This window comes from Myxococcus sp. AS-1-15, assembly GCF_020037055.1.
GTDB classification, from domain to species: Bacteria; Myxococcota; Myxococcia; order Myxococcales; family Myxococcaceae; genus Myxococcus; species Myxococcus fulvus.
In genome coordinates, this window is sequence record NZ_JAIQDF010000012.1 from 257334 (window position 1) to 282880 (window position 25547).

A 25547-nucleotide genomic window follows, 5' to 3' on the forward strand; every position below is an offset into this window, starting at 1 on the left:
CCAGGCCTAGAGTTCCCGTCCATGCGCGAAAAAGACACGCAGTATGTATTGGATTGGATTGCCATCCAGGAGCTGGTGGCGGAGTACGGGCAGGCCATCGACTTCGGCAAGGACACCGGGGACTGGAGCCGGTGGGCGAACGTCTTCACGCCCCAGCTCACCGCGGACTACAGCCGCTTCATGGGCGGCGAGCCCATCCACATCACCCGCGAGCAGGCCGCTGAGTACGGCCGGGTGGCGGTCAGCGCCTTCAGCCGCGTCCAGCACGCCACGGCGACGACCATCCGCATCCACTTCAAGAACGAGACGCAGGCCCAGGTGATGGCCTACGCGGAGGTGGCCCACTACTTCATGCTCGGTGGCGTGCAGCAGGAGTGGACCATCGTCGCGCGCTACACGCATGACGTGGTGAAGACGGCCGAGGGCTGGCGCATCGAGAAGGTGCTCCTGGACCCCGTCCACTACCGCGGCAACCCCCTGGGCCTGGAGTTCGTGCAGGGCAAGAGACTGGCGTGAGCGACACCTCCGGGTGTCTGCTCTCGCACCTGGGAGGAATCGCATCATGGGTGATGAACATCCCCTGCGCCTCGCGTCCGAGCTCGCGCGGGCGGGCAGGATTGACGAGGCCATCTCGTGCCTGGAAGCTGCGTTGGGGCGCACCCGCTCCATGGCGGAGCGCCCCGCCAACACCTCGCTCCTGCCGAGGACGGCGGGGCTGCTCTGTGAGGAGGCTGGGAGGCTGCCACAGGCGGTGCGCTACTACGAGGAGGCCCTTGCCGTTGCGGCGGAGCGCGAGCCGCTCCTGTTGCTTGCCCTGGCGGAGGTGCATCGGCGCTCGGGGCAGGTCGCCCGAGCCCAGGTCTGCCTGGACGGGGCCGAGGCACTGGCTCGCAGCTCCGCGGAGGTCGACGTCGCGAGGAGGGTTGCCCAGCTCCGCGAAGCGCGGGCGCGCGATGAGCGTTGAGCGAGGTCTCGAGGCGAGTGGTTCCGGTTGAAGCAGTACCTCGCCGGTGGCGAGATGCTCGTGAGGTGACCTCCGACGGATGACTCCGGTCCGGCGCCCGCGAGTCCTCGGCACATGTGTGGGTCCTATGCGTGAGTGACGCGCCCGGTAATGGACGACTCCGGTCCTTGGCTCGCGTGTCCTCAGTGCGCGTCACGCGCGAGGGTGACGTTCCCGCTGACGGACGAGCCCGGTCCGTCGCCTGTGTGTCCTGTGCGAGCGCGTCACTCGCGAGGGGGCGTGCCCGCTGACGGACGAGCCCGGTCCGTCGCCTGTGTGTCCTGTGCGAGCGCTTCACGCACGAGGGTGACGTGCCCGCTGACGGACGATTCCGGTCCGTCGCCCGCGGGTCCCCGGCACCCGCGCGCCACGCGCGTGGTTTACTCCCGCCCCTGGACAGCACAGGTCGCCAAGGAGCGGGAACCGGTGAAGAAGCTCGTCAATGAGCCCAAGGCCGTCGTGAGGCAGATGCTGGAGGGATTCGTCGCGCTCGCTCCAGGACAGGTGTTGCTCGATGACGAGACGGTGGTCATCCGGAGTGACACGCCCGAGGACCCCCGACAGCGCAAGGTGTCCGTCATCTCCGGCGGCGGCAGTGGCCATGAGCCCGCTCACGCCGGCTACGTGGGCGCGGGCATGCTGGACGCGGCCGTGGCCGGTGACGTGTTCACCTCGCCCAGCACCGACGCCGTGCTCACCGCCATCCGCGCGGTGTCCGGCCCCGCGGGCTCGTTGCTCGTGGTGAAGAACTACACCGGAGACCGGCTCAACTTCGGCCTCGCCGCGGAGTTGGCCCGCGCCGAGGGCATTCCCGTGGAGGTCGTGGTGGTGGCCGATGATGTCGCCCTGCGCGACACCGTGGAGCCCTCGCGCCGTCGCGGCATCGCCGGCACCGTGCTCGTGCACAAGGTCGCGGGCGCCGCGGCCGCCGCCGGACTTCCCCTGTCGGACGTGCTCCGCGAGGCCCAGGCCGCGTCAGCGGAGCTGGGCACCATGGGCGTCGCGCTCGGGCCCTGCACAGTGCCCGCGGCGGGGCGCCCCGGCTTCACCCTCGGCGACGAGGAGATCGAACTGGGCCTGGGCATCCACGGTGAGCAGGGCGTTCTGCGCGCTGAGCTCCAGTCCGCGGACGCGCTGGTGGAGACGCTGCTCGCCGCCATCGTCGAGGACCGCCGTCTGACCTCGGGCGCGCGCGTGGCGTTGCTCGTCAATGGACTCGGTGGCACGCCGCCGATGGAGCTCGCCATCGTCACGCGCCGTGCGCTGGCCGTCCTGCGCGAACGAGGCCTTCGCGTCGAGCGGGCCTGGAGCGGGACGTTCCTCTCCGCGCTGGAGATGCCCGGCTGCTCGTTGTCGCTGTTGAAGGTCGACGACACCCTGCTGACCCGGCTGGACGCGAAGACGTCCGCGCCCGCATGGGGCGGGGAAGGGCGGCTCGCTCCGGAGCGTGCGCCCAGGCCCGTCACCGCCGCGCCCTCCGTGTCCTCGGCCCCCGCCGCGAAGCCACCGGGGATGGAGAAGGTCCACGCGGCGGCGCTCGCGGTGGCGTCCGCTTTCGAGGCGAGCGAGTCGCGCCTGACGGAGCTCGACAGCGCGGCGGGAGATGGCGACCTGGGCATCAGCCTGTCGCGCGGCGCCGCGGCCATCCGCGCGCTCCCCGAGTCCTCGTGGACGAGTCCCTCGCGAGCCCTCACCTCCATCGGTGAGGCCCTGCGCCGCGCCATCGGCGGAAGCTCCGGGCCGTTCTATGCCACGGCGCTGCTGCGCGCCGCGCGCCGCTTGTCGGAAGGGCCCGTGGATGCGCCGGCCTGGGCGGAGGCGTTCGTCCTCGCCGTCGACGCCGTGGCGAACCTCGGCGGCGCCAGGCCCGGAGACCGCACCATGCTGGATGCGCTCCGTCCCGCGGCGGACACCTTCGCCCAGGCGCTGAAGGCGGGACAGGCACCCGCCGAGGCCTGGGCCGCGTGCGTGCGCGAGGCGGAGCAGGGCGCCGACGCCACCTCGCGCATGCAGCCCCGCCTGGGGCGCGCCAGCTACCTGGGGAGCCGCGCGCTCGGTGTCCCGGATGCGGGCGCCGCCGCCGTCGTCGTCTGGGTGAAGGCGCTCACGCCCTTCATCGGATGAGCGGAGGCGTGCTGCCCTTCGACGGCGGCACCCCCGACAGGCTGTTCGCGGCCGGACGCGAGGTGGCCGCGACCCGCTTCGGGGGCCGCCACCCGAGCGACACCCGCAGGTAGGGCGCCGGGCCCGTGGACTGGAGCATCCCCAGCTCCACCCGGTCCCGGTTCCTGTCGAGCAGCGCGTAGTCGTTCAGGAAGTCGAGCCCCAGCGAAGTGCTCAACCACAGGCTGCTGCCGCCCAATCGCGTGTTCACCGTGGGGCCCGCGCGCAGCGCCGTCTCCCGCACGTAGCGGGCCGCCAGGTCCTGGCTGCCCTCGGGCAGGCGCGTGCGGAACACCTGCTGGTCGAACATGGCGCTGAGGCCCAGCTCCAGACCGTCGCCCACCTTGAGCATCGCGGTGAGCCGGGGCAGGCCCAGCTCCAGGATGTACGCGCCCTTGCGGTAGGTGAAGGCCGCCATGGGAATGACGGGCGTGGCGTCGAACGGATAGAGGGCGACGAGCCCGAAGGTGAGCCGCACGTCCGGGTCTCCGCCAATCAGGTAGTTCGCCATGGCGAAGCCCGCCCACGACGTATCCAGCCCCACGTCGAACGAGCTCTTGAAGTCCGTGCGCGGATTCGCGGACACGCCCGAGATGAGCATCCACCGGGGCGCCAGCGGACGAATCACCGTGAGCCCCAGGCTGAAGCGATGGAAGCGCCGGCTCAGGTCCTCCTCGGACACGTCCGCGAGCGGGCCGCGTCGCTCGAGCCCCATGAAGCGCGTCTCGTACCCGAACGAGGGCACCAGCACCGTCTTCCCCAGGAAGAGGGGAGGAAGCGGCAGGCGCAAATCCAGCTGATGTCGTTCGTCCAGTCGCCCGCCCTGCGAGCCGATGCGGGTCCCCCGCGCGACGGTGATGCCGACATAGGCCCGGTCCTCCGTCGTCTGCGCCGAACCCGTCCCCGCGAAGACGAGCACGCAGGCGAGCAGCACCTGTTGGAGGGGCGCCCAGCGCACAGCCCTGGTCACTGACACATGGACCTCACCACGGTTTTCCCGGCCGAGCCCCCACTATACAGGGAGTCGGCGCTCCCACGTCCGTCCAGGGAGTCCGCCGAAGACATTGTCCTCGTCACCCGGGCCGCGGACTTCTACCCTGGCTCCATGAAGCTCTTCGATACGTTGCTGCAGGAAGCCTCGTTGCATGACAAGGCCGGCTCGGCCTCCAAGCGGGCGGCGCTCAAGGCGAAGCTGACACCCACCGACACCGTCGAGCAGGTGTCGGGCGACCTGCGCATCTGCGAGGGCGAGGACCGGCGCGTGGGCGGCGGCCTCGTGGTGAAGGGCAACCTGGTGCTCGAGGACCAGGGGCGGCTGCTCGTCGCGGGCAACCTGGTCGTCGAAGGCAGCATCATCCACGAGGGCTTCGACTACTCGCTGCTCTTCGTCGGCGGCGCGCTCCAGGCGGGCAACCTGCTCGTGCACGGCGAGGTCGTCGTCCTCGGCGCCTTCAAGGTCCAGGGCGTCGCGTGGACGTACTACAGCGACTACTCGACCTACGCCGACACGCTGACGGCCCGGCTCGTCGTGGCGGATGACCGCGAGGACGCCATCGGCAAGGTGAGCGCGGAGAACCACCTCGTCGGTCACTCGAGCGAAATCGGTCCCAAGCTGAGCAAGCTGCTCCAGAAGGGCCTCGTCGACGAGGAGGGCGAGTGGTCCTACACCACGCTCGCCAAGAAGCTGCTGAAGAAGGAAGCGCTGCTGGCGTGAGGCGGGTACCCCGCACGGTGCGCTGTCGATAAACCAGGAAACCTCCGGATTGTTCGCGCCATCCGGAGCGTGCGTGTGTCCGAGGAGCAACCCCCCACTCTTCGTCCTCCACGGCGAAGAGCCCTCCGAGGTCCAATCCATGCACACACCCTGGGCGTTCCCCCGGGCACGGCTCGCCGTGTCCTTGCTGGTGCCGTTGCTCTCGTGGTCCTGCTCGGGTGGAGCACCGGAGGAGCAGGACGTCTCCTCGGGCGACACGCCTCGGGGCGAGGCGCCCTCGACGCCAGGAGAGGCGAGCTCTCTCGGGACGGCCGCTGACGCGCTGGAGACGGTGCTCATCGCGTCGGGCGCGACGTGGCGCTACCTGGACACGGGCGTGGACCTGGGCACGGGCTGGACGGCGCCGGGCTATGTGGACGGCGCGTGGGCCTCGGGCGCGTCACCGCTGGGCTACGCGGAGACGGACCTGGCCACGACGGTCTCCTTCGGGAGCAACACGGCAAGCAAGCACATCACCACGTACTTCCGGCGCGCCTTCACGGTGACGGACGCGGCGTCGGTGCGCGAGCTGCGCCTGCGCTTGCAGCGCGACGACGGCGCCATCGTCTACCTGAATGGTGTGGAGGTGCTCCGCAGCAACCTGCCTTCGGGCACGGTGGGCTATCGCACGCTGGCGCCCGCCACCATCTCCCTGCCCGTGGAGGAGCAGACGTGGCACGCGCAGGCCCTCGACACGGCGGCGCTGCGCACGGGCACGAACGTGCTCGCGGTGGAGCTGCACCAGTCCGCGGCCAACACGTCGGATGCGCGCTTCGACCTGGAGCTGAGCGCGACGGTGGCACCCGCGCCCTCGCCCATCTCGCAGTGCTACCCGTTCGACATGCCCGCGACGAGCGTGCTGCGCGCGGCGCCGAAGAAGGTCTTCGGCTTCTATTACCCCATCTTCCCCATCTCCATCGACAACAAGGCGCCCGCCGACGACCACTGGACCAGCTGGCTGACGCCCGAGGCGCGCGGGGGGGAGTACGCGAACATCGGCGGGCTGATGCGTGACCGGCCGCTGCCGCGAGCCCCCTGGGCCGACAGCGCGTGGCGACAGCGTGACTTCGAGGTGGAGGTGCGCCGCGCCATCGCCGCCGGCATGGACGGTTTCCTCTACGAGCACCCGTACCGCGTCTCGTCCGACACGCGGAACAACCAGCTGACCACGATGCTCGCCGCCGCGGCGGCCGTGGACCCGGAGTTCCGCATCGTCCTCAGCCCCGACTTCCCCACCGAGGCCACGGGCACCACGGACGGCCTGGTGTCGATGATTGCCTCCGTCGCCAACCACCCGTCCGTGCACAGGCTCGACGGCGCTGTCGTGCTGGCCAGCTTCAACCCGGAGCGCAAGTCGGTGGCCTGGTGGACGGAGGTGAAGACGCGGCTTGCGTCCCAGGGCATCCAGGTCACCTACTGGCCGCTGCTCTCGTACACGGGAGACGTGACGAAGTACGCGGAGTGGAACAACCTGGTGACGGGCTTCTCCACCTGGGGTGAGCGCACCGCGCAGTCCGGGGAGGCGATGCGCCGCTGGAGCGTGGAGTCGCACCGGCGCGGCAAGCGGTGGATGTCTCCCGTCGCGTTCGAGGACGTGCGCCACAAGCTCACCGACAGCGAGAACAGCAGCCGCGTGTACTGGGAGGCGCAGAACAGCCTGGCGTTCCGCACGCAGTTCGAGAAGGCGATGGAGGGCGACGCGGACTGGGTGACGCTGCTGACGCTGACGGACTACGGCGAGTCGTGGATGACGGCGTCGCAGGAGCGCGGCTACGTCATCATGGATTGGATTGCGTACTACACCACCTGGTTCAAGACGGGGCAGCGGCCCACCATCGTCCGCGACACGCTCTACTACACGCACCGCCGACACCGCACCGACGCGCCGTTCGATGCCACCAAGCAGACCGCGCGCGCCATGAAGCTGCGCGGCGGCGTGGCCGCGTCCAACCAGGTGGAGCTGCTCGCGTTCCTCAAGGAGCCGGGCCGGCTGGTCATCACGCAAGGCACGGACGTGCGCACGCTGGACGTGACGAGCGCCGGCGTGACGGCCTTCCAGGCGCCGCTCGTTCCCGGCACCACGCCCGTGTTCGAGCTCCAGCGCAACGGCGTCACGGTGCAACGGCTCCAGAGCGCCACACCCGTCGTCGCGCAAACCGTTTACCAAGACCTCATGTATCACGCGGGCGGTGGACGCTCCTGCACGAGGCCCTGAGCGTGGACGGGCGCGGGCCCGCTGCCTAGGGTCCGCGTCATGTCCGCCACACGCTACGGCTTCATCGACACGAAGGGGGAGCTGGTCATCGAGCCCCGCTTCGAGGCGGTGAACGGCGGGTTCTCGGAAGGGCTGGCCGCCGCGAAGGAGGGCGGCCTGTTCGGCTACATCCACCCGGATGGGAGCTGGGCGCTGACGCCCCGCTTCGCGTCGGCCCAGCCCTTCACCCACGGACGGGCCGTCGTGCTGAACGCCGGTTGAGCGCTGGTTACTTCGACGGCGTGGGGATGCCGACGGTGAGCCTGTGCGCGGGCACGGGCGTGGCGGTGGCCACGTTCCAGCTGTCCGGGCGGCCCGCCACGTCTCCGGTGGGCAGCACCCCATTGCCCAGAACCCCCGTCTTGTTGCGGCCCCAGGAGTAGAGGGTGCCGTCCGTGGCGGTGGCGTAGCCGTAGAAGGACTGCGCGGTGTTGTGCAGCGCCTTGAACGTCACGCCCGGGGCGACCTGCACGGGACGGAAGACCATCTTCTGGTAGTTGGACCAGTCCCATTGGTAGGGCGTGTGGTAGGTGGCGAAGTCCAGCATCACGCCGTTGCCCACCTCGCCCATCGCGCTGTCGCCCCAACCCCACAGCGAGCCGTCGTCCAGGATGACGTGCGTGGCGTGGCCGTTCGCCGTGACGTGCACGATTCTGCGCGAGCCGAACTCCGGGAACGACAGCTTGCGCGGCGTGGCCACGGGGTACCAGCCGCCCGCCGGCGGGCCGAGTCCCAGGAAGGTGCCCTGCAGGCCCCAGCCCCAGAGGTCACCTGCTTCATCGAGCGCCACCGCCCAGCGGCTGCCACCCGCGGCGAGCTCCTTCACGCGCGTCGGGATGCTCAGCGGGTTGGGGCGCGCGTAGTCGTTGAACCTGCCCGTGCCCAGCGTCTCCGCCGCGGCGCTCCCGCCCCAGGCCCATGCCTTGCCCGTGTCATCCAGCGCGAAGATGGAGGTGTCGTTGGTGGTGAAGGTCGTGATTCGCACACCCTGGGGCAGGGGGACCTTCGTGGGCCGGGTGATGTTGCGCGGCGCCGTGTTCCCGTCCCCGGCGATGCCCAGCGTGTTGCCAATCGCGGTGCCGCTCATGCCCCAGACCCAGAAGGAGCCGTCCGCCTTGAGCGCCATGTTGAAGAGCAGCGCGCTGCGCACCTTGATGACGTTGTCGAACGTCTCGCCGGTGGAGTCCGTGAGGACCAGGTACGGCTGTCCGTTGTTCGGCGTGGTGGCGCGGTTGGGTTGGTCGTTCGTGGTGCCATCCCCGCGTTGGCCGTAGAGGTTCTGCCCGAAGGTCCACACGCGGCCCAGGGTGTCGAGCGCCACGCTCTGGAAGCCGCCGCCCGCCACGTCCTTGAAGCGCAGTCCCTGGGGCAGGGCGATGTCCACCGGCGGGACCTGGTTGTACGGGTTGGAGTGCCCCACGCCGAGCTGCCCCGCGCGGTTGGAGCCGAGCCCCAGCACGCGTCCGTCCACCAAGTAGAACAGCTGATACTCCGCGGTGGCGATGTGCGTCAGCCCCGCGAGGCTGTCTCCCGCGTCGGGAGTCCCCGCGTCGCCCAGGGCTTCCTGGCCGAGCGCCTCGTCCAGCGGGCCCTCCCCCTCTGGTTGAGCGGGCGACCCGGAGCAGCCAACGAGGACCACGGCGAGCGAGGCGAAAAGGGGACGGAGGAGTGACATGTTTCTATTGTCACTCGATTGCCATAATGAAGGGAAGTCAGGTCCTGGAGGGGCTCGCCAGGGTTCGTGCCTCCGAGGAGGAATGCGCGCGGGTGGGAATGTCGATGTGAGTTTGTGTACCTTGCTGCCATGTCACGCGGACGCGGCTGGCTGTTGTGGGTGGGGGCCTTCTCCTACTGGACCCTGCAGGGACTGGCGGCCTCCAGTGAGGCGCACTCCGTGCGGGGCGTGTCCTGGACCCAGGCGCTGCTCACGGATGGCTTCGCCACGGCGCTGTGGGCGCCGGTCACCGTCGCGGTGGTGCACTTCGGCCTGCGCTTCCCGTTCGACCGGCGCCTTTGGCGCTCGAGGCTCGCCCTGCATGCAGGAGGCGCGCTCGCCGTCTCGTTCTTCCGGGCGACGGTCATCTACGCGCTGGACCCGTACTTCCACTGGTACGACGCGCCGCCCGCGTACACGGCGGTGCTCGAGCACGCGCTGCTCTACAACCCGTTCATCTACCTGACGCTCCTGGGCGTGGCCCACGCCATCTACTACGCCGAGCAGCTGCGGCTGCGTGACACGCAGCTCGCCCGCGCGCAGCTCCACGCGCTGGAGGCGCAACTGCACCCGCACTTCCTCTTCAACACGCTCAACTCCATCTCCGCGCTGGTGCGCAGGGACCCGCTGGGCAGCGAGCGGATGATTGCGCGCCTCAGCGACTTGCTGCGGGAGACGCTCGAGGCGGCGGGGCGCGAGGAGGTGTCCCTTCGCGACGAGCTGCGCACGCTCCAGCTCTACCTGGACATCCAGGGCGTGCGCTTCACCGACCGGCTCCGGGTGGAGCAGGACATCGCGCAGGAGGCGCTGGGCGCGCGGGTGCCGCACCTGGTGCTGCAGCCCCTGGTGGAGAACGCCATCCAGCACGGCATCGCGCCGCGCTCGGCGCCGGGCACGGTCACGGTGACGGCCAGGCGCGAGGGGCCGGAGCTGCTGCTGGAGGTCCGCGACGACGGCGTGGGGCTGCGCGAGGGCGCGGCGGCGAAGTCCGAGGGGAGCGGCAAGGGGCTGTGGATCACCCGCGAGCGCCTGGTGCAGCTCTACGGCCCCGCGCACCGGCTGAAGCTGGAGGCTCGCGAGGAGGGTGGGGCGCGGGTGTCGCTGGCCATTCCCTTCCGGACGGAGCGTGCGGCGTGACGCAGCCCATCCGCGTGCTCATCGTCGACGATGAGCCCCTCGCCCGGGCGCGGCTCAAGGAGCTGCTCTCGGAGGAGCCGGACATGGCCGTCATCGGCGAGTGCCGGGACGGCAACGAGGCCATCGACGCCATCGGCAGGCAGCGCCCGGACCTGGTGCTGCTGGACGTGCAGATGCCGGAGCCGGATGGCTTCGGGGTGCTGCGGGCGGTGTCGCGCGAGCACCAGCCGGCGGTCATCTTCGTGACGGCGCACCGGGACTTCGCGGTGCAGGCGTTCGAGGCGAACGCGCTCGACTACCTGCTCAAGCCCTTCGACCAGGAGCGCTTCCGGCGGAGCCTCTCGCGCGTGCGTGAGCGCAGGCGCACGGGGGCGACGGAGCTGGACGCGGAGCTGGTCGAGCGGCTGGAGTCGCTGTCCTCGAGACTGTCCCCCGCCCCGGAGCGGTATGCGACGCGGCTGGTGGCCAAGGTGGGCTGGCGCATGCGCTTCTTGCGCGTGGAGGACATCGACTACCTGGAGGCGGAGGGCAACTACGTCTCCGTCCACCAGGGCAAGCAGTCCTTCCTGACGCGCGAGACGATGAACGCGGTGGAGGAGAAGCTGGACCCGAGGGACTTCGTGCGCATCCACCGCTCGCTCATCGTCCGGCTGGACCGGGTGGAGGAGGTGGAGCCGCTGGCGCCCGGGGAGATGGTGCTCACCCTGCGAGACGGCACGAAGCTGACCTCCGGACGCAGCTACCGCGCCCGGCTGCAGCGGGCCCTGGACCTGCCCTCCTGAGCGTTGTCCGGGGCGGGCTCCACGGTTCGTCCCGGAAGCTCCACCGTTCATCCCATCGTCAATGCGGTCGTCGAGCAGGGAGGCGATGGTGTCTCCAACAAAGGAGACGCCGCATGCACCGCTTCACGCCGAGCAAGTCGTGGTCCGTGGGATTCATCGCCGCCCTGTCCTCCCTGTCGATGGCGTGCGCGTCGCAGGCGCCGGAGACGGCCCCCGTGGCCGAGGCGCTCGGCGCGGCGGAGGTGTCCAGCGAGGCGTTGCGCTTCCTGAGCTGCACCCCGGGCGGCAGCATGTTCGCGCCTGGAGAGGTCTCGCTGCCGGACCGCTCCGAGTACCGGCTTACCTTCTCCGCGGACGGCAACACGGCGTACTACCACGTGGACTCGGCGGAGGCGCCGTTCCAGGCCATCTACGAGACGCGCAAGGTGAACGGCCACTTCACGCCGGGCCAGTTGGTGTCCTTCTCGGGGACGTGGCTGGACACGGACCCGTTCCTGTCGGTCGACGGCCAGTCGCTCTTCTTCTCGTCCACGCGGCCGGTGACGGGGACCGAGGAGCGCGCGGACTCGGACCTGTGGGTGGTGCACAAGCAGGCGGATGGGAGCTGGGGTGAGCCGCTGCACCTGGGGCCGAACGTGAACTCGGACCGGCAGGAGCTGTACGTGAGCGCCACGCGGGACGGGACGTTGTACTTCGCGAGCGGGACGTTCGACTCGGACTTCAACGTGTATCGCGCGGAGCGGCGGGGGCCGGGGTACGCGCCGGCGGAGAAGCTGAGCGTGGCCATCAACAGCCCGGATTATTGGGAGTACAACTCGCACATCTCCGCGGATGGGCGGGTGCTCATCTTCGCGTCGCTCAACCGGCCGGAGGGTTACGGGCTCGGTGACTTGTACGCGAGCGTCAACATCGGCGGGAAGTGGACGAAGGCCATCAACCTGGGGCCGGCGGTGAACACGGAGAAGGACGAGTTCCACCCGTCGCTGAGCGTGGATGGACGTCACCTCTACTTCGTGCGCCAGACGTGGGCCCCGTTCGTGCCGTCGGACTTCTACACGCTCGACACCCTCTGCCTGTTCTTCCAGTGATGGCGAGGCGCCCTCCGCCCGGGGGCGGCGCCCTCGCCACGCAGCAAGGCGCGGCGGGCGAGGCGTGGTGGAGCCGCGCCACGTCTCGTCCGTCCTCGCCGTGGCCGTGAGGTGGGTTTGACGATGGGGGCGCCCTCCGCCCGGGGGCGGCGTTCTCGTCGGGTGGCAAGGCGGGGTGGGCGAGGAGTGGAGCAGGGCCACTCCTCGTCCGCCTTCGCTGTGTGGCTTCGGCGCGCGCAGCGCCAGCGTGCCTGCGACGCGCATGTTGGCCGGGGTGTGGCTTCGTCGTCGGGCGGCGAGACGGGGCGGGGAGTGGTGCCCCTGGGGCGCCTCGGCTTCAGCCCGGGATGCCCACGACGAGCGTGACGACGTAGCCGTCCGCGACGCTGCCCGTCACGGTGGCGACCTGGGTGGAGGAGCCATCGCTGAAGACGTTGTCCATCGCGAGGCTGACGCGCTGGAAGTTGGCGACGCTCTGCGAGTAGCCGGACGTGGCGTAGACCTCGTCGCAGGCGGCCTCGGGCAGGGCGAGCTGGGAGGTGACGAGCTTGTTCGCGGACGAGGTGGCCGAGGCCAGGTCCGGGTACACCTCGAAGTGGATGTGGGGCCAGCGGCCGCTGTAGCAGGCGGGGAAGATGCTGGTGAAGGTGACCTGGCCCTGGCTGTTGGTCTCCTGCACGCCGCGCAGGTAGTTCTCGTTCGTGATGCCCGCGCCATAGAGGGAGTACTCCCCCGAGTTGTCACAGTGCCACAGATAGACGGCGCGGCCGGCGAGCGGGGCGCAGGCGTCGTTGACGTCGACGAGGGTGAGCGTCACCGTCGTGAGGACTCCCTCGGCGACGGTGCGGGTGTTGCCGAAGCTCGCGCGGATGTCCGAGCGGACGATGCCCGACTGCTGGAGGACGTTGGGGCCGTTCGAGCCGTCGGCGGGGTAGGGGCCGGCGGTCTCCTCGGGGATGCGCGAGCAGCCGGACGGGTCCGGTGTCGGGTCGTCATCGTCGCCGCAGCCGAGCCATGGAATGAGGCTGGCGCCGGCCATCCAGCGCAGCACCTGTCTGCGTCCCGCGCGTGCCATCAGGACGCGCAGGTCCTGCTGGAGCCCTTGATGGTGACGCGGATCCTCGTCGCTCATGTGTCCTCCCCTTGGGTCGGGCCAAGGTAGGAACCCGGTCTGAAGAAAGTCCGCGCGGGCGTGGTCCACTCAACGCCTGTCCCGACAGGTGTTGGCGACTGGAGGTTCGTGTCGCGCCGGAGCGCGGGCTTCCTGCGTACTCGTGGGTGGGAGGACCCCCGTTGCTGGGTTCAGGCCGGATACGGGAAGGATGCTGGAGGTGGTTCTACGGCTCGAGTGACTCCGCGAGACTCGGGACTCGTCCCACGCCCATACCGAGGCGTGCCCAGGAGTCCTGCATGTCCAGGAGGCGATGCCGCTGGTCTGGTCCATTGTCCCTGCTCCTGGTGGTCGCCTTGACCACGACGGGTTGTGCATCCGTGCCGCAGGCGTCCAGTCATGGCGAGGTGTGGAACTACACGCCGTCCGAGACACCCACGGGGCGGCAACGGCTCTGGCGCAACGTGGCGCAGCGAGATGCTGCAACCCGTGTCCGGGGTGGGAGCGGAGCTGTCGAGGCCGGGGAACGAAGTGTCACGCTCACGCGTCAGGCCGTCCTCGAAGCCATCGAGGAGGTGCGGGGCTCCCTCGGTGGTGTCTCAGCCGTGCTCTCCCAACTCGAGGAGCGAACGTCCTCATCCAGTGTGAGTGGACTCGAGGGTGTGTTCACCCGATACCGTGAGCACGGCGCCCGTCAGCTGGCGTGGCTGCGTGGAGAGTCCAGGAGCGCCACGGCGCTCGTGGGCGTGGCATCAGAAGTGGGGGATGCGGGGATGGAGGTGGGCATCCTCGGCATGGCCGGACCTCGTCTCCAGGCCGCGATGTTCGGTGCCCTGCTGGCGTCCACGTGGGTGGACTTCCTCCAGCTCGCTGACGCGGTCCTTCGAGACTGCCCCATGTACGGAAGAGAGCGGCTCTTCGCGGAGCTGCACCGTGTCCAGGGCTTGATGGAGCCTTCGTTGAAGGAACTCGCGTCACGAGACCCCGAGCGTGTCGCCGCCGCGGCGGTCGCCATGCCCGCGCTGATGGGGACGTTGTCCCGAGAGTTCGATGCGATTCGCCGAGACGCGCGCTCGGCCATGGAGCTGGGTGGCAAGGTGATGGTGGCGGTGCAGGTGTTGGAGATGCTCACCCTGATTTCGACCTTGAAGATGTCGCTGCCGCGTCCGCCGCCGGCTGTGCCCGTGACGCTTGGTGCGCGGCTCGCGATGGGCTCGGGCGGCGTCATGGTGGGCTCACGAATCGTGGTCTCCGCCGAATGGGTGGAGATGATGCGCAGGCTGGTCCAGGCGGGCGTCATCTCGGCTCCGGTGGTGGGCGCGGCCGTCCGCATCCACGGCGGGCAGGTGATGATGGCGCAGGCGCACCAGGACCTGCCCGAGGGCGTGCGAGAGGCGCTGGGGGATGGCCCCGAGGTGCGTGGCATGCACGTGACGGGACGTGCAGGGGCCGGCATGTCCGAGGCGCCGAAGCACCACGTCCTGCCGAAGGAGCACCGCGAGTGGTTCGAACAGCGTGGCTTCAAGGGCGACCTGGACATCGACAGCTTCTGCGTCAGGCTGGAGCGCTCCCACCATGAGGCGATTCATGGTGGGGGCAACTGGAAGCTGGGACGCATGTGGCCCGACGAATGGAATAGGAGGCTCATGCGCACCCTGAACGATGCGGAGTTGGCGGCAGGGCAGCCGTTGACGCGGAATGAGGTACTGAGCATCGTCGCGGAGAACATGAAGCTCTACGACATCCCAATGAAGTTCACCAAGGGTCGGAGCCGATGACCGATGGGCGCTCGTGGCAGGGGAACTGGCGTGTCCGGCTCTACGAGCGGGTCCGCGAGCGCGGCTTCGACTCGTTGACGGCCTTTGCGGAGGCACGCCCTGCTGTGCCGCTGTACGCGCTGGCAGAAGAGCTTGGAAAGGACGACATCGCCGGGGCGCAGGTGTTGGTCGGATTGCGTGCTGAAGCGGAACGGCGGAATCAAGTCACGCGACTCGTCCGTGACCTGCTCGTGCGTGAGTTGGCGGCAGGGCTTCCCAACGGGTGGCCAGCGACACTTGATGACGTGACTCGCTTCCAGGTCGCGAAGGCACTTGGCATGTGGTCTGGGTCCACTCCAGAAACATATTCGGAGCGGACTCGGCAGGTGATTGCCGCGCTCCGGGCGAATCCTCCCCCTGTGGGCTGGCGCCCGCTCGGGCCTGATGACGAATTGCTCCGGACACTCCTCCCCGACGAGGAGGCATGACCCTGAACGGCTCTACTTGCCCGCGGCCCGCCGGCTCGCGGCGGCGCGCTCGGCGTACTGTCCCGGAGAGCAGCCGACCAGGGCCTTGAAGTCGCGGATGAAGTGGGACTGGTCGAAGTAGCCCAGTTGGAGCGCCAGGCTCGCCATGTCGGGCACCTGGGCGCGCGCGAGCTGCTCGGCGGCTTCGTGGAGCCGGTAGCGCTTGAGGACCCACTTGGGACTCACTCCCACCGCCGCGCTGAACCTCCGCTGGAGGTTGCGCGGCTCCAGCTTCGCCAGCGCGGCCACCTGCTCCATCCGTGTCACCGACGCGTCCGCCGCGAGCCGCTCCACCAGGTCCCGCATCCTCGCGATGGGCTCGGGCATGGGCGGCAGCCGTCGCCGCAGGAAGTCCTGCGCCAGCGTCACGCACCGGCGCACGTCCGGCTCCGCCAGGAGGGCGTCCTTCAGCGCGATGCCCTCCCTCCCGAACACCGAACGCACGCTCACCGTCCGGTCGGTGAGCTGGGACAAGGGCGCCCCCAACACCGGCTGGAACGCCGCGGGCCGGAACTTGATGCCGAACACCCGCGACTGTCCCTGAATCCTCCGGCGGAACCGGCGCGACTGCACCCCCGTGACGCGGCCCTGTCCCCGGTCGAACACCACATGCACACAGGGATGGGGGAGCGTCTCCGCCAGGAGCGGCGGCTCGCCTCGCAAGTCCCACCGCACCGTCCAGAAGTGCTGGATGAACTCCTCCAGCTCCGCGGCGGGCGCGAAGCGCTCATGCACGATGCTGTCCGCGGGAGCGGGACGTTGGAGGACGCCACGCACGGCGTCGATGCGAGGGCGACTCACCAGCGCGCATTCTGTCGGCGTGTCGCGTTTTTGCAATCCACCCGCCGCGCCGCCACGTATCTGACGGCCCACAACCACGAAGGAGCTCCCATGACGAAGACGGGAACGAATGTGTTGGCGTGGGTGCTCGGCGCCGTGCTCTTCCAGGGCTGCGCGAGCACCCCTGCGGCGGCGACACCCACCCGGACCGGAAGCGAGACGAACATGACGAAGCACGTGAAGGGCATCTTCAACGTCAAGGCGACCCCCCTGGCCCCGGACGCGGGCGCGGCGCAGTCCCCCATCGGCCGGCTGTCCATCGACAAGCGCTACCATGGCGCACTGGAGGGCACGGGCGTGGGTCAGATGCTCGCCACGCTCGACGAGGGCCAGTCCGGTGGCTACGTCGCGCTGGAGCGCGTCACCGGCACCCTCGAGGGACGCAAGGGCAGCTTCACCCTCATGCACTCGGGCTCCATGACGCGCGGAGCATTCAAGGTCGTCGGCTCCGTCGTGCCCGAGTCCGGAACGGACGACCTCCAGGGCATCTCCGGCACGTACGAGATTCAAATCGACGAGAAGGGCGTCCACCTGTACGTGCTCGACTACACCCTCGCGAGCCAGCCCTGAGCAAACGGCCCGAAAGCCCCGAGCGACTTCCGTTCTCGCTCGGGACGGGATAGAGGCCACGCATGGCGAGCGCGACGTGGCGAGAGGATTTGAAGGCCCTGCTGGACGAGATGGACGCCTGGGCCCAGGCGCGGGGCTGGCGGCTCATCCGGGAGGCACCCCTGACGCGCGAGGAGGTGGACGCGCTGCCCCGCATGCTGACCGGGTTCGAGTACGAGCTTCCGACGCCCTATCGCGAGGAGGCCTTCGTCATCCCGGACAGCTATCGCGAGTTCCTGATGCTGCACCGCGAGGTCCGGCTCGAGTACCAGCCGGACACCGAGGAGTGGGAGACGTATCGCCCGTTCCACGTCTGGGCGCCCACGATGGCCTCCCTCACGGCGGCCTGGACTCCCGCGGGCACCACGGTGGATGGCCGGGAGATCACGACGACGGACCTCATCTCCTTCGCGGATGCGTACATGGGCGTGGAGGCGTCGCGGTGGTGCTTCTACACGCGCACCACACCGAAGGATGGAGAGCTGCCCGTCTACTTCGAGGATAACGACTACGAGGCGCTCGCTGGCCACTACGTGGACGACGGCACGTGGTTGGACGAGAACGACCCGATGATGTTCGGCTTCGAGAGCTTCGAGCACTGGTTCCGCGCGCTGTGCAAGGTGCTGCGTCGCGAGGACGTGGACCCCGAGGACCTCCGGCAGGTGGGCGACTCCATCCAGGAGTGAGTCCCCCCGTCACGGTCGCGGATACATCGAGCACTCGGGACGGGCCTGTCTGAAGGCCTCGAGCTCCCCCGGTGGGACGTCCGTGCGCGACAGGTCCAGGAACTTGAGCGCGGGCAGTTGGCTCAGCCACGCCGGCAGCGCGGTGAGGCGCGTGTTCTTGAGGCTGAGCGAGCGCAGGCGCGGAAGCTGCCCGAGCGCCTCCGGGAGCGTGGCGACCGCGGTGTGGTCCAGGTTGAGTGACTCGAGGTCCTGAAGGCGCCCCAGCTCGGCGGGCAGCGTGGCCAGCTCCGCGTTCCAGGAGCAGTCGAGCTGCTTGAGCTTCGTGAGCTGGCCCAGCACGGAGGGCAGCTCCTTGAGCCCCGCCCCCTTCACCGTCAGGGTCTCCAACTGGGAGAACTCGGCCACCATGTCCGGCACCACGCCCAGCTTGCGGTGGAGCAGCGAGATGGCGCGGGTGTCACGAGGGAAGGTGTCGAAGAGGGCCGCCGCGCCCGCCTGCCGCGCGTTCGCTGCCACTTCGCCGAGGGACTCTTGGAGCAGCGCGAGCGGGTCCCCCAGCTCGGGCTTCTTCGCCGGCTTCGCGATGGCCTTGCGCAGGGGTTCGAGGGCCTTGCCGAGCCACGCTTCAAAGCTTCCCAGCTCGCGCAGGGGCAGGCTGTCCTCCACCTGGAACACGACGGGGGCGCCGCCCTTCGCACCGAGCCCGAAGGCGAAGCCGTTGACGTCGTTCAGGTCCGCGGAGGCGAACATCACGAAGCGGTACACGTGACGGCCCGCCTCCCGCTCCTCACGCACCTCGGTCCACTGACGGTTCGGCTCGCCCATGCCCTGGGACGCGCTCGCGCGCCAGCGCGGCGGCAGGAACGCCAGGGCCTTCTTGCCCGTGTTGAGCCAGCGATACCCCAGCGCCTCGACGAAGCGCTGGTACGACTCGGGCAGGAGTCCCGTCTCGTCGGGGCCCTGCTCGAACACCCGGCTCATGGGCTCCAGGTCCGCGGGGTACTGGCCCACGGCCTTCTCCCCCAGCACGGCGAGCACCTGCTGCTCCAGCCCGGTCCACGCCGCCTCGGGAGCGACAGGCTCCGGCTTCCCGGCGGAGGCGCGGGGCGTGGACTTGCTCTGGGGGGACGAGGAGGTCTTCTTCTGCGCCATGCAACACCACGGGTTCGAGTCGAGGCGCACCGCGCGCGGGGTGCCCGCGGTGCGCCTCGTGACGAATCCCGTCTAACACTCTTCGGCGAGACACTGCGTCATGCACGTCGTGTTGGTGCCGCACCGCTGACGACAGATGCGGTTGCACAGGCAGGTCGGGTTGTCTTCACACGCCTGCGCGCTCACGTCCGAGCCGGTATCCGCCGGCTGCTCGCTCACGGGTTCTTGAGTCTCCTCGGGCAGCGGTGCGCCACATCCGAACATCAGGCCGAGGGCCGTCACCGTGGCCAGCCACATGCTTGCTCTCTTCATCCTGTCTTCCTGGTGGGACGCGCGGGAGTGCGCACCCGGAGTCTAAAGGCAAGCAGTCCAGGAGCGCGAACGCTGCAGTGAGAGCGTCAAATGACAATCAGCCATGCTCTCTGACGCACCGCTCTATCCTTTGTCACACTCAGCGCAGGAAGCGCGCGAGGACCGAGAAGTCGTCCTGTCCGTGCCCCGCCTTCCGGGCGGTCTGGATGAGTGCATCCATGGCCTTGGGGAGGGCGTGGTGGATGTTCCGCTCCTCGCACAGGTGAAGCAGGTGCTGGAACGCCACGTTGTGCGTGTCGAGCGTGGCGGGGCTCTCGGTGTCCGCGCTGTACCGCTCCTGCTGGATGCGCTGGAGCAGGTCGGCCACGCCGAACTGAATCATGGGCACGACGGAGTCCAGATGCGGGCCGAGCGCGTCGAGCGCAATCCCCTCCGCCCGGCAGATGGCCGCGGCCTGCAGCCCGCTGAACAGCGAGCCCCACATATGGAACAGCATCGCGCTGTCGAGCGCGGACGCGTGGCCCTCGTCCTCGCTCACGTGCTGCGTGTTTCCACCGAGCGCCCTCAGCACGGCCTGGTGCTTGTCGTACAGGGCCCTGGGGCCCGCGTACAGGAGCGTGCAGTGGGGCTGACCGATGAGGTCCGGCGTGGCCATGATGGCGCCGTCCAGGTAGTCGATGCCGTGCTGGCGTGCCCACGTCGCCTGCTCGCGCGCCAGCCTCGGCGAGCCGGACGTGAGCTGCACCAGCACCTTGCCGCGAAGCTCCCGCGTCACCTCGTCCTGGCGCAGCAGCGCGTCGCTGGTGTCGTAGTCGTTCACGTTCACGATGACGACGCTGGCGGCGTGCACCGCGTCCAGCACGGAGTCGGCGATGCGCGCGCCCGCCGTGGCCAGCGGCTCGCACCGCGCCCGGGTGCGATTCCAGACCGTCGTCGTGTATCCGCTCTGGAGGAAGGCCTTGACCAAGGCGGAGCCCATGCGGCCCGCGCCGATGACGCTGATGTGTGGCTTCATGTCGTGTGTCCTTCGAGGTGGAAGTGGAACTCAGAACTGCGACAGGCCGCCGTCGACGGGCAGCTCCGCGCCGGTGGTGAACGTGGCCTCGAGGCCGAGGAACAGCGCCGCCCGGGCCACCTCCTCGGCGTCCGCGATGCGCTTCATGGGCGTCAGGTGCAGGCCCTCCTGCTCGAAGGCCTCCACCTCCTGGGGCGTGGCGCCGGTGACGCCCAGCGTGGGCGTGCGCGTGAAGCCCGGGCTCACCGCGTTCACCCGGATGCCCCGCGCCACCAGCTCCGCGCCGAGCACCCGCACGAACGAGCGGACCGCCGCCTTCGAGCCCGAGTAGACGCTCATGCCCGGCGCGCCCGTCTCGTCCGCCACCGACGTGGTGAAGACGAACGCGCCGCCATCCCGCACGAGGGGTGCCAGCCGCTGCGCCGTGAAGAACGCCCCCTTCGTGTTGATGCCGAAGGTCTCGTCGTACACCGCCTCTGTCACCTGCTCGAAGGGCACCAGCTTCGCGAACCCCGCGTTGACGAGGACGAAGTCCACCGCGCCCAGCGTCTGCTTCACGTGCGTGGCCAGGGCGTCGATGTCCCGCAGGCTCGCCGTGTCGGAGCGCACCACATGGGCACGCGGCCCCAGCTCCTTGCGCGCCGCCTCAAGTCCCTGCTCGCCGCGGCCGGTGAGCAGCACCTCCGCGCCCTCGGCGAGCAGCGCCTTCACCGCGGCGAGCCCGATGCCCGCCGTTCCTCCCGTCACCACCACTTTCTTCCCGGAATACCGTCCCATGTCGTCTCTCCCCTGAGGTCCTGCCTGGATGCATGGCCGCACGCCGAGCGCGTCGGGCGCGGCGGCTTCATCGCGTGTGGGAGAGGAATACCGACGGCCCCCTCGGGGGTCGCGCACGCACGGATGTTTCGGGAGCACGAAAGGACGCCGCCCCCTATATTCAGGGGCCATGAGCGAGCACGCGCGACGACCTCGAGTCGGCCTGGGGGTCGACCTGCGCACGACGCGCGCCGGAGACCGGGTCCACCTGGCGAGCTCGGACCATGTCCTCAACATCCACGCCGGTGAGCCCGTGCGGGTGTCCTGTCTCGCCAGCCAGCACTATTCGGTGCGCACGCGAGGAGAGCTGTTCCTCCTGCCCGCGGGCCACACCGACACCTGGGTGGAGGACGATGACAGCGTGGGCCTGGACCTGCGCCTGCCGCACTCCCTTCTCCAGCGGGCGGCCGAGGACATGGGGTTGGACCCGGACCGCGTGGGCGTGGCGCTGCGGCACCACTTCCGCGACGCGCAGCTGGAGCACATCGCCTGGGCGCTGGAGGCCGAGGCCCGCGCGGACTTCCCCAACGGGCTGCTGTACCGGGAGAGCCTGGGCCTCGCGCTCGCGGCCCGGCTGCTGTCCCACTACCGCGCGGAGGTCGAGGTGCGTGGGGGCCTGTCCGCGGACCAGCTCCAGCGCGTCACGGACTACGTGGAGACGCACCTGGACGAGGACCTCTCGCTCGCGACGCTGGCCCGCGTGGCGGCCGTCAGCGCGTCGCACCTCAAGACGCTCTTCAAGCGCTCCACCGGGCTGCCCGTCCACGAGTACGTGATTCAGCGCCGCGTGGAGCGGGCCCGCACGCTGCTCCTGCGCGGCGAGCTGCCCACGGGACAGGTGGCCCTGGAGGCGGGCTTCTCCCACCAGAGCCACATGGCCCGCTGGATGCGCCGCGTGCTGGGCGTGACGCCGGGTGACATCCTCCGCTCGCGCGCCTGATTCCGCGTTGCCGGTGGGGCCGATGCAGGCGTAGAGCCTTCCTCATGTCCGAGGAGACGCCCGATGTCCGCATGCTCGCCATCTTCGAGGCGAATGGCTTCCACTTCGCCTCCGTCGAGGAGGCCTGGGCCCGCGCCCGGCACCTGTACCCGCTGCTGCCTTCCGTGGTCGCCCGCTTCCCGGAGGAGCGCGCCCACCAGGTCTGCGCGGACTGGTTGAGCCGGGTGGCCGAGCGCATCCAGGACGCGCGGCCGGCGGCGGAGCTGTTCGCCCAGGCCCGCGCGAAGACGCCTCCACGCCAGGCGCACCTCGTCGCCAGCGGGCTGGGGGACCTGCGCAATGCGTGGGTGCTGGGCGGGAAGCCCGCGGCCGCCGCCTTCGCCGATGCCGCCAGCCACCTCGCGGAGGTCTGGGCGGCCAGGACCTCAGGGGAGGAGGACGCGGAGACCGACGCGTGGGCGCGCTCCCAGGAGGCCTCCAAGGCCCTGGTGACGGCCTGGGTGCTGAACCAGGGGCGGGGGGACCAGGACAAGGAGGCCCGGGTCCAGGCCCGCGAGGCGCTGACCGACCTGCTGCGTGAGGCCCGGGCCGCGAAGGCCCTCGAACAAACCTGACATACTCCTGTCACGGGCAGGGTCCATAACTCCCTCATCACAGCGACTCACCGAGGAGAACCCGCCATGAGCCTGACCCCTGCCCAGAAGTCCCCCACCCTGAAGAAGTACGTCGGCGGCTGTCACTGCGGCGCCGTGCGCTTCGAGGCCGAGGTGGACCTCGCCGAGGCGGTGAACCGCTGCAACTGCACCGTCTGCACGAAGATGGGCGGCACGACGACGCAGGTGGCCCCCAGCTCGTTCCGCGTCCTCCAGGGCGAGGGCGAGACGGGCGAGTACCGCGTGGGCAAGAGCCCCAACTACCGGCGCTTCTGCAAGCACTGCGGCGTCCAGGCCTACGGCGGTGGCTTCGTCGAGGAACTGGGCGGGGACTTCCGCTCCATCAACGTGGGCTGCCTGGACGGCGTGGACCTCTCCAAGCTCACGGTCCAGTACTGGGACGGCCGTCACGACAACTGGGAGGCGGGCCCGCGCTCCGAGCCGTGGCCCCTGCGCGCCGCCTGAGGCGCCTCGAGCGGACCCGTCCTCAGCGGCGGGCCAGCGTGGCTTCCAGGCCGAGCAGCACGACGTCCAGGCCGCGCCGGAACTCCTCGTCAGGGGGGAGCCGCCGCGCGTCCCCGGCCGTCTGTCGCAGCAGGGGATGGCGGCCGGCGTCCAGCTGTGTGAGCGCGGCGGTGCCCTCTCCGGACAGGGCGCCCAGGTGCATGAGCTGGACGGAGCCGAAGACGTGGCTCACCAGCGTGCGCAGGGCGACGAGCCGCCCAAGGCCCTCGAAGCCGCCCTCCGTCAGGAGCGCGAGCAGCGCCTCGGCCCACGCCAGCGTGCCCTCGGTGCAGTGGCGCCGGGTGAGCACCAGCGGCGCGACGCAAGGGTGGCGCGCCACCGCCCCTCGCACCTGTCCCAGCAGCGTCTTCACCCGCTCGGTCCAGGGCGTGTCCCCGCCCGGGCCGGGCAGGCGCACGTCCCGCATCACCGCGTCGACGACCAGCGACTCCAGCGCCTCCCGCCCCTCCACGTAGCGGTACAGGGACATGGTCCCCATGCCGAGCGCGCTCGCCACCGAGCGCATGGACAGCGCGGCCAGCCCCTCCCGCTCGATGACGGTGAGGGCGGCGTCGGCGATGCCGGGCAGGGTGAGCGAGCGGGGACGTGGCATGGGCGCGGGGCTGGCGTACAGCGTACGCCCAGGGTGGGGCCGTTACGACTCATCTCGAGCGGAGGCCGGGGCCTCCATGATTCCGGCAGGTTGCCTGCTCCGACAGGGCGTGTGTGCTTTTTCCTCCTATCGCGACACAACCTCGGGTGCCCAGAGTCCGAGAATCTTCACGAACCTGTCACCTCTGGGCCCCCCCACCATGAAGATTCGCGCCGACCTCCCGAAGCTTCCCGTCACGCGTTCCACGGACACCCGGCCCGCGACTGCGCCCGAGGTGAAGAACAAGGCCCTGGGCTTCACCGAGGGCTCCACCTTCGAGGCGGCGACGAAGCCCGCGCAGCCGAAGTCGGCCACGCCGCTGACGGCGCCGACGGTGAAGTCCGGCCCGGTGGCCCTGGACAGCGACACCAGCAAGGCCGCCATCCAGACGACGGTGGACTTCCTGCAGAAGCAGGCGGCGCCCACGGTGTCGCAGCTGCTGGCCGGCAAGCAGGGCGTCAACGCCGCGGACTTCGCGCCGCGCGCGGTGGAGAAGGACGACCTGGGCTTCACGCACGTGCGCATGGACCGCAAGCACGAGGGGGTGCCCGTCTTCGGCGAGCAGGTGGTGGGTCACCTGGACCGCGAGGGCAAGCTGGAGAGCCTGACGGGTGACGTGGGCACCATCCCCGCGGGCCTGGGCAAGAAGGAGACGAAGCTGTCCGCCGAGGACGCGCTGGCCGTGGCCCAGAAGGAGTTCAACGGCCCCACGGACCGCAAGCCCGTCTCCGAGCGCGTCATCTTCAAGGACGCCAACGGCGAGTACAAGGCCGCGTACCACGTGGAGCTGAGCAACACGACGGACGTGGGCCCGGGCAAGGACCCGCGCCGCATGCAGTACCTGGTCGACGCGAACACCGGCAAGGTGCTGGAGCAGTACAACCAGATGGGCGGCGTGGGCAGCCACGCGCACGGCGCGGACCACGCGGGCCACTCGCACGGGGTGAAGCCCTCGCTGACGGCCGAGACGCCGACGACCGAGGAGCCCGGCACGCCCACACCCTCGAGCAAGGCGGACGACACCACCCAGTACAGCGGCAAGGTGGAGATCGGCAGCACGAAGAACGCGGACGGCACGTACTCGCTCGAGGACACCTCGCGCGGCGGCGGCGTGGTGACGCGCGACGCGCTCAACCGCGACCCGAACACCGACAACACCACGCACGCGGCCGTCACCGACGACAACGACATCTGGGGCGAGGGCACCGACTCCGCGCGCAACAAGGACGCGGTGGACGCGCAGTACGGCGCCCAGGCCACGTACGACTTCTACAAGGACGTGCTCGGCCGCGACTCCATCGACGGCAAGGGCGAGAAGCTCATCTCCGACGTGCACGTGGGCAAGGACTTCGCCAACGCCTTCTGGGACGGCGAGAAGATGAACTACGGCGACGGTGACGGCGACCAGTTCGGCTCGCTCACCACGCTGGACATCGCGGGCCACGAAATCACCCACGGCCTCACCGAGCGCACCGCGGGCCTGCAGTACCGCAACGAGTCGGGCGCCCTCAACGAGGCGATGAGCGACATCATGGGCGTGGGCGTGGAGTGGTACGCCAGCCAGCGCAACGAGGCGGTGAAGTTCGACTGGACGGTGGGCGAGGACACGTTCACGCCCAACAACGGCGACGACACCGACGGCCTGCGTGACCTGAGCAACCCCTCCAGCGACGGCATGTCGCCGGACCACTACTCGAAGCGCTACACCGGCTGGCAGGACAACGGCGGCGTGCACATCAACTCGGGCATCCCGAACAACGCCTTCTACCTGCTGTCCGAGGGTGGCAAGAACCGCACCTCCGGCGTGGAGGTGAAGGACGGCATCGGCATCGAGAAGGGCCTGAAGATCTACTCCCGCGCGCTGAACTTCTACATGACGCCGACCACCAACTTCGCCCAGGCGAAGGAGGCCACGTACAAGGCGGCGCAGGACCTCTACGGCAAGGACTCCGTGGAGGCCCAGAAGGTGCTGGAGAGCTGGGGCGCGGTCGGCGTGAAGTAGTCGCGGTCCCTTCTGCTTCATCCCCGCCGCGCTCGAGTCACCCGGCTCGCGCGGCGGGGCGCATTGCCGGGCCTCCC

The 25547-nt window shown here is 69.9% G+C and carries 26 protein-coding genes; 17 read left to right on the forward strand and 9 right to left on the reverse strand.

Annotated features, from left to right (window positions below; translation table 11 throughout):
- The first annotated feature begins 21 nt into the window (after positions 1 to 21).
- The 3 genes from K8625_RS29435 (at position 22) to K8625_RS29445 (ending at position 3127) form a co-directional block, all read left to right on the forward strand.
- On the forward strand, positions 22 to 516 hold the full coding sequence (locus tag K8625_RS29435) for a nuclear transport factor 2 family protein (protein WP_223784569.1): 495 nt from the start codon (positions 22 to 24) through the stop codon (positions 514 to 516).
- A 46-nt stretch (positions 517 to 562) separates the two neighbouring features.
- The gene (locus tag K8625_RS29440; RefSeq protein ID WP_223784570.1) at positions 563 to 964 is read left to right on the forward strand and encodes a tetratricopeptide repeat protein; all 402 of its coding nucleotides are present in this window, start codon (positions 563 to 565) and stop codon (positions 962 to 964) included.
- A 465-nt stretch (positions 965 to 1429) separates the two neighbouring features.
- Positions 1430 to 3127, forward strand: a complete 1698-nt coding sequence (locus tag K8625_RS29445; RefSeq protein WP_223784571.1) for a dihydroxyacetone kinase family protein — start codon at positions 1430 to 1432, stop codon at positions 3125 to 3127.
- On the opposite strand, the gene K8625_RS29450 is transcribed toward K8625_RS29445, so the two are convergent.
- Entirely contained in the window at positions 3117 to 4136 is a 1020-nt protein-coding gene (locus K8625_RS29450) for a DUF6268 family outer membrane beta-barrel protein (RefSeq protein ID WP_223747943.1), read from the reverse strand. The two genes, K8625_RS29445 and K8625_RS29450, sit on opposite strands and share 11 nt — an antisense overlap.
- A gap of 135 nt (positions 4137 to 4271) precedes the next feature.
- Between K8625_RS29450 and K8625_RS29455 the strand changes: the two genes are divergently transcribed.
- The 3 genes from K8625_RS29455 to K8625_RS29465 all read left to right on the forward strand — a co-directional run bounded on the left by K8625_RS29455 (position 4272) and on the right by K8625_RS29465 (position 7395).
- Positions 4272 to 4880 carry a hypothetical protein gene (locus K8625_RS29455; protein ID WP_223784572.1) on the forward strand — a complete coding sequence of 203 codons (609 nt, stop codon included), beginning with the start codon at positions 4272 to 4274 and terminating at the stop codon, positions 4878 to 4880.
- A gap of 139 nt (positions 4881 to 5019) precedes the next feature.
- On the forward strand, positions 5020 to 7134 hold the full coding sequence (locus tag K8625_RS29460; protein ID WP_223784573.1) for an endo-1,3-alpha-glucanase family glycosylhydrolase: 2115 nt from the start codon (positions 5020 to 5022) through the stop codon (positions 7132 to 7134).
- A gap of 39 nt (positions 7135 to 7173) precedes the next feature.
- Complete coding sequence (locus K8625_RS29465) at positions 7174 to 7395, forward strand: WG repeat-containing protein (RefSeq protein WP_223747946.1); 222 nt, start codon at positions 7174 to 7176, stop codon at positions 7393 to 7395.
- Between the two features lie 7 nt (positions 7396 to 7402).
- Here the strand turns inward: K8625_RS29465 and K8625_RS29470 are convergent, their stop codons facing one another.
- Positions 7403 to 8848 carry a hypothetical protein gene (locus K8625_RS29470; protein ID WP_223784574.1) on the reverse strand — a complete coding sequence of 482 codons (1446 nt, stop codon included), beginning with the start codon at positions 8846 to 8848 and terminating at the stop codon, positions 7403 to 7405.
- Positions 8849 to 8977: 129 nt separating this feature from the next.
- Here K8625_RS29470 and K8625_RS29475 point away from each other — a divergent pair, with 129 nt between their 5' ends.
- The 3 genes from K8625_RS29475 to K8625_RS29485 all read left to right on the forward strand — a co-directional run bounded on the left by K8625_RS29475 (position 8978) and on the right by K8625_RS29485 (position 11894).
- Entirely contained in the window at positions 8978 to 10024 is a 1047-nt protein-coding gene (locus tag K8625_RS29475; RefSeq protein ID WP_223784575.1) for a sensor histidine kinase, read from the forward strand.
- Positions 10021 to 10806: a LytTR family DNA-binding domain-containing protein gene (locus K8625_RS44590; protein ID WP_223784576.1), complete on the forward strand. Its 786-nt coding sequence runs from the start codon at positions 10021 to 10023 to the stop codon at positions 10804 to 10806. The genes K8625_RS29475 and K8625_RS44590 overlap by 4 nt, the downstream gene beginning before the upstream one ends.
- 113 nt (positions 10807 to 10919) lie before the next feature.
- Positions 10920 to 11894, forward strand: a complete 975-nt coding sequence (locus K8625_RS29485; protein WP_223784577.1) for a Xaa-Pro aminopeptidase — start codon at positions 10920 to 10922, stop codon at positions 11892 to 11894.
- A gap of 337 nt (positions 11895 to 12231) precedes the next feature.
- Here K8625_RS29485 and K8625_RS29490 read toward each other — a convergent pair whose 3' ends face one another.
- Complete coding sequence (locus K8625_RS29490) at positions 12232 to 13026, reverse strand: dioxygenase (RefSeq protein ID WP_223784578.1); 795 nt, start codon at positions 13024 to 13026, stop codon at positions 12232 to 12234.
- A 641-nt stretch (positions 13027 to 13667) separates the two neighbouring features.
- On the opposite strand from K8625_RS29490, the gene K8625_RS29495 reads away from it, so the two are divergent.
- Complete coding sequence (locus tag K8625_RS29495) at positions 13668 to 14783, forward strand: DUF2380 domain-containing protein (RefSeq protein WP_370641996.1); 1116 nt, start codon at positions 13668 to 13670, stop codon at positions 14781 to 14783.
- Positions 14780 to 15250 carry an NUDIX hydrolase gene (locus K8625_RS29500; protein WP_223784580.1) on the forward strand — a complete coding sequence of 157 codons (471 nt, stop codon included), beginning with the start codon at positions 14780 to 14782 and terminating at the stop codon, positions 15248 to 15250. The genes K8625_RS29495 and K8625_RS29500 overlap by 4 nt, the downstream gene beginning before the upstream one ends.
- Before the next feature lie 12 nt (positions 15251 to 15262).
- On the opposite strand, the gene K8625_RS44595 is transcribed toward K8625_RS29500, so the two are convergent.
- Positions 15263 to 16090, reverse strand: a complete 828-nt coding sequence (locus K8625_RS44595) for a DUF6597 domain-containing transcriptional factor (protein WP_370641997.1) — start codon at positions 16088 to 16090, stop codon at positions 15263 to 15265.
- Positions 16091 to 16180: 90 nt separating this feature from the next.
- Between K8625_RS44595 and K8625_RS29515 the strand changes: the two genes are divergently transcribed.
- Both K8625_RS29515 and K8625_RS29520 read left to right on the forward strand, forming a co-directional pair.
- On the forward strand, positions 16181 to 16699 hold the full coding sequence (locus K8625_RS29515) for a DUF3224 domain-containing protein (RefSeq protein ID WP_223784581.1): 519 nt from the start codon (positions 16181 to 16183) through the stop codon (positions 16697 to 16699).
- Positions 16700 to 16761: 62 nt separating this feature from the next.
- Entirely contained in the window at positions 16762 to 17424 is a 663-nt protein-coding gene (locus K8625_RS29520; protein WP_223784582.1) for a hypothetical protein, read from the forward strand.
- A gap of 9 nt (positions 17425 to 17433) precedes the next feature.
- Here the strand turns inward: K8625_RS29520 and K8625_RS29525 are convergent, their stop codons facing one another.
- The 4 genes from K8625_RS29525 to K8625_RS29540 all read right to left on the reverse strand — a co-directional run bounded on the left by K8625_RS29525 (position 17434) and on the right by K8625_RS29540 (position 20680).
- Positions 17434 to 18576 carry a leucine-rich repeat domain-containing protein gene (locus K8625_RS29525; protein WP_223784583.1) on the reverse strand — a complete coding sequence of 381 codons (1143 nt, stop codon included), beginning with the start codon at positions 18574 to 18576 and terminating at the stop codon, positions 17434 to 17436.
- 72 nt (positions 18577 to 18648) lie between these two features.
- Positions 18649 to 18888: a hypothetical protein gene (locus tag K8625_RS29530; protein WP_223784584.1), complete on the reverse strand. Its 240-nt coding sequence runs from the start codon at positions 18886 to 18888 to the stop codon at positions 18649 to 18651.
- Between the two features lie 139 nt (positions 18889 to 19027).
- A complete protein-coding gene (locus K8625_RS29535; protein WP_223784585.1) occupies positions 19028 to 19903 on the reverse strand; it encodes an NAD(P)-dependent oxidoreductase in 876 nt (291 codons plus the stop codon).
- A 30-nt stretch (positions 19904 to 19933) separates the two neighbouring features.
- Positions 19934 to 20680, reverse strand: coding sequence for an SDR family oxidoreductase (locus K8625_RS29540; protein WP_223784586.1), 747 nt, complete (start codon positions 20678 to 20680; stop codon positions 19934 to 19936).
- A 169-nt stretch (positions 20681 to 20849) separates the two neighbouring features.
- On the opposite strand from K8625_RS29540, the gene K8625_RS29545 reads away from it, so the two are divergent.
- The 3 genes from K8625_RS29545 (at position 20850) to K8625_RS29555 (ending at position 22777) form a co-directional block, all read left to right on the forward strand.
- The gene (locus K8625_RS29545; RefSeq protein ID WP_223784587.1) at positions 20850 to 21659 is read left to right on the forward strand and encodes an AraC family transcriptional regulator; all 810 of its coding nucleotides are present in this window, start codon (positions 20850 to 20852) and stop codon (positions 21657 to 21659) included.
- A 44-nt stretch (positions 21660 to 21703) separates the two neighbouring features.
- Positions 21704 to 22273: a hypothetical protein gene (locus K8625_RS29550; protein ID WP_223784588.1), complete on the forward strand. Its 570-nt coding sequence runs from the start codon at positions 21704 to 21706 to the stop codon at positions 22271 to 22273.
- Between the two features lie 66 nt (positions 22274 to 22339).
- Positions 22340 to 22777, forward strand: coding sequence for a GFA family protein (locus K8625_RS29555; protein WP_223747961.1), 438 nt, complete (start codon positions 22340 to 22342; stop codon positions 22775 to 22777).
- A 22-nt stretch (positions 22778 to 22799) separates the two neighbouring features.
- Here the strand turns inward: K8625_RS29555 and K8625_RS29560 are convergent, their stop codons facing one another.
- Positions 22800 to 23429 carry a TetR/AcrR family transcriptional regulator gene (locus K8625_RS29560; protein WP_223784589.1) on the reverse strand — a complete coding sequence of 210 codons (630 nt, stop codon included), beginning with the start codon at positions 23427 to 23429 and terminating at the stop codon, positions 22800 to 22802.
- Between the two features lie 199 nt (positions 23430 to 23628).
- Here K8625_RS29560 and K8625_RS29565 point away from each other — a divergent pair, with 199 nt between their 5' ends.
- Positions 23629 to 25470 (forward strand): M4 family metallopeptidase, encoded by a 1842-nt coding sequence (locus K8625_RS29565; protein WP_223784590.1) that lies wholly within the window; start codon positions 23629 to 23631, stop codon positions 25468 to 25470.
- Positions 25471 to 25547: the final 77 nt, after the last annotated feature.